Raw genomic sequence first — 3,210 nt, forward strand, 5'->3', positions numbered from 1 at the left:
TCGAATCCAGCCGGTAGAGTCCCGACTTGTCGGGATTAACCACCGTGTCGCTGGTTCGAGTCCGGCCTGGGGAGCCATCTAGAGGGGCCGTATCTTTATTTATTCAAGATGCGGCCCTTCCTGATCTGCAGCGCCTTCGCGCTTGTTCTTGGCTCGTCGATAGCCTTTCCTAGCAAGGCAAGTGGGATTGCTATGGCATTTTTCGTATACATCCTCGAATCACAATCAAGCAGCAGGTACTACATTGGGCACACTGATGAGTTAAATCGAAGGTTGGCTGAACACAATGATCCCCTCTACAAAGGGTCCAAGACCACAAAACGTTTCGCCGGACCATGGGTGATCGTATACTCTGAAACTTTTGATTCACGATCTCAAGCTGTTTTACGTGAACGACAAATTAAAAGCTGGAAAAGTCGCTCCGCCATTCATGAACTTATCGAATCCAGCCGGTAGAGTCCCGACTTGTCGGGATTAACCACCGTGTCGCTGGTTCGAGTCCGGCCTGGGGAGCCATAAAGAGAAGGGCCGTATCTTTTTTATTCAAGATGCGGCCCTTTTTTGTGCGATGATTGGACCGTTATTGCCCGAGCGGATTCACTTCCCTGAAATATTGGAGGCTTTTTTCCTTCTCATCCGGCTATGACCGTAAACTCCCAGGATACCTCCTTGCGCTCCCCGCTCAATTCGTCCTCGATCCTGATTTGCAGGCGATAGCGGCCGGGAGTCAACTCCGCCGAATCGATATCAAAATATTCGGCGGCGCGGCCCTCCGGGTCCTGGGCATTGCGCTGGAAATCGAAAGAGAGACTCTTCGCCCGATCACGGCTCCAGAACGCGAGGCCGGCGAAAAATCCCCCCACTCCCCCGGCTTTCTTATCCGCCAGGCTGACAGTGATTCTTTCCCGCCAGGCGCGCTCGCCGTTGCCGTTGTCCCGCAAGCCGTAGATCTCGAAATAGACCCGGATCACCTCGCCATGGACGAATTCCAGCGAGGGCCGGGGCAGGATTTTGATTCCGTTCCTGCTGTGGGCGTGCTGGCCGGCCGCCGGCGCTGTTCCCAGGATAATACCGCTCAGCTCCAGCGTGGCTCCCGAATAGGGATTTAGATCCAGCACGTTTCGCGCCGCAACCCTGAATCCCGATAAATCCATGTTGAGCGCGTAATAACCCCTGTTGGCGTGCAGGACGATTCTATTGACCGCAATCCAGAGACTGTCGTTACCGGCCATGGCCTTGAACGCGGAGGACGTATCGATTGCCTGGATCAGCCAGGTCGTGTCGAACACGGCGGCGCTGGCCTGCACCGCTTTGACTTCCGCTGCACCGGAGATCGGGACAGACTGGTAGAATTCAAGCTCCAGGTTGCCGTCCTCGTCCATGAACTCCGAGGCGTAGTATTCCTGCTCCAGCCGGGGCAACTGGTCACGGAAACTGTCGGTAGCCAGGGCCTTCTTGACATCCCCCGCTCCGGTGATCGGCAGTGGGATGAACAGGTAATCGCCGGCGCCCTTGAGCCGCTCGAACACGTAATAGCTGTCCTCGTAATACCAGATTTCCGAGGGGTTGGATTTCTGGGTCATGTCCGGGTGGTTGATCCGCTCCGGCGGGCCGTGGCGGATATACAGCATCCCGCGCTGGTCCAGCGGGAGCTGACGGTTGCCGGTACGGAATATCTCAGGGTCGTACTCCATCAGGTTCGAGCCGGGCGAGAGCAGCATGAAATACTCCCGCGAGGTCTGGAAGAGGCTGTGGGGGAACTGCTGGCGGTAATATGTCTCGGCCTCGCGAAGGCGGAGGTAATGGTTCACCAGCCGCTCGTTGCGGAACGTGATCGGGTCCGGGTCGCGACTCTTCCAGAACCTGCGGAACAGGACCGCCACGTCTTTCGACCCCTTGATCCCGTACCACTTCTCTTTCTCGGCGGGCGTGAATATCGGCTGCACCTCGACAAACATCCGCTCGAACCCGCCGTATTTCCCGCCCGCGGCCAGGGCCTGGTGGTAGGTCCGCTCGAACCCGAGAGTATCGCCGCGCTCCAGCAGGATCCGGGCGCGCAGGAGTGTCTGCTCCGGAATTTTGTAGGCGGGTTGAGTGGTCTCAAGCTTGTCCAGCGCCTGCCAGGCCCTGTCGATCTCGTGCAGACGGAACCGGTCCCAGGCGAGATCAAGCCAGCGATAGGCTTTGCCGGGATTGGCCTCCAGGTATTCGCTCAGGAAACTGTCCACCGTGTGGAGTTCGTCATTGGTCTGGTCGCGGATTTTCTCGCGCCACAGATGGTAGGCGTCCCTGTATTCGGGATCGATGCAGATAAGCTCGACCAGCATCTCGGAGGCCAGCCGGTAGCCGCTGGTTTCCGCCAGATCGAATCCGGTCATGGCTATCGAGTAGAGCGCCTCGCGGCTGGCGGGGTCGTAGCGCAGGGCCTGACGGTACTCCCTGATCGCATCCCAGTTCCTGTTGGTCATTTTGCGGAAGGCGTGACCGAGACCGAGATGGGCCTCGTACCTGATCCCTGCCGAATCGCTGAACAGCGCCCTGCCGAAATCCTCCCGCGCCCCGCCCGGATTACCGAGAGCCAGCCTGAGCCGCCCCCTGTCGATCAGCGCCCGGCCGGCGTCGGGGCTGCGCTCCAGAGCCGTGTCGAGCTGGTGAAGGGCGGCGGCGGTGTCATGGGCGGCCAGCAATGTCCCGGCCCGGTCGAGATACAGCTGCTCCCCTGAGTGCGATACGAGGGAATCCGCCGCCGGAGCCGGGCAAAGACTGCTGAAGGTTAATAAAACAAACGCAACGGCAACCGGCAGCGGCTTTTGCGTGACGTTGATCTGCATCGTGTGCCCGCCGTATTCAGCCTGGACATGATTGAGACTTTATTATCATTAAGATACACCGGAAGCGTCAATCCAGTTTCATAACCTCCGGCGCTATCCCCGGCACTCCGCTGATTTTATACTCCCCTGTGTTGTAGTTCACCCAGATCTTGGCGCCGGAGGAGAATGTGGACTCCTGCACCTTGTAATCGGCCGAGAGGAAGCGGTGGCCGGTCATGTCGTCCCAGCCCAGTTGACGGTGCAGTTTGGCCAGCAGCAGCGCCTGCTCCAGCCGCCCGTCCTCCCCGCGCACCGGCAGGCCGTAACTGGCTGTGGCCGCGGTCAGCAGCGACCAGAGGAAATCGCGAGCGTTGACATAGGTGCAGTCGTGGAAGCAGAG

At 59.1% G+C, this 3,210-nt stretch carries 2 protein-coding genes; one reads left to right on the forward strand and one right to left on the reverse strand.

The window, feature by feature from the left end:
- The first annotated feature begins 192 nt into the window (after positions 1-192).
- Positions 193-456: a GIY-YIG nuclease family protein gene (locus FVQ81_08900; GenBank protein ID MBW7996665.1), complete on the forward strand. Its 264-nt coding sequence runs from the start codon at positions 193-195 to the stop codon at positions 454-456.
- A gap of 176 nt (positions 457-632) precedes the next feature.
- Here FVQ81_08900 and FVQ81_08905 read toward each other — a convergent pair whose 3' ends face one another.
- A complete protein-coding gene (locus FVQ81_08905) occupies positions 633-2,831 on the reverse strand; it encodes a hypothetical protein (protein MBW7996666.1) in 2,199 nt (732 codons plus the stop codon).
- Between the last annotated feature and the right edge of the window lie 379 nt (positions 2,832-3,210).

The organism is Candidatus Glassbacteria bacterium, from assembly GCA_019456185.1.
GTDB lineage: Bacteria > Gemmatimonadota > Glassbacteria > GWA2-58-10 > GWA2-58-10 > JAJRTS01.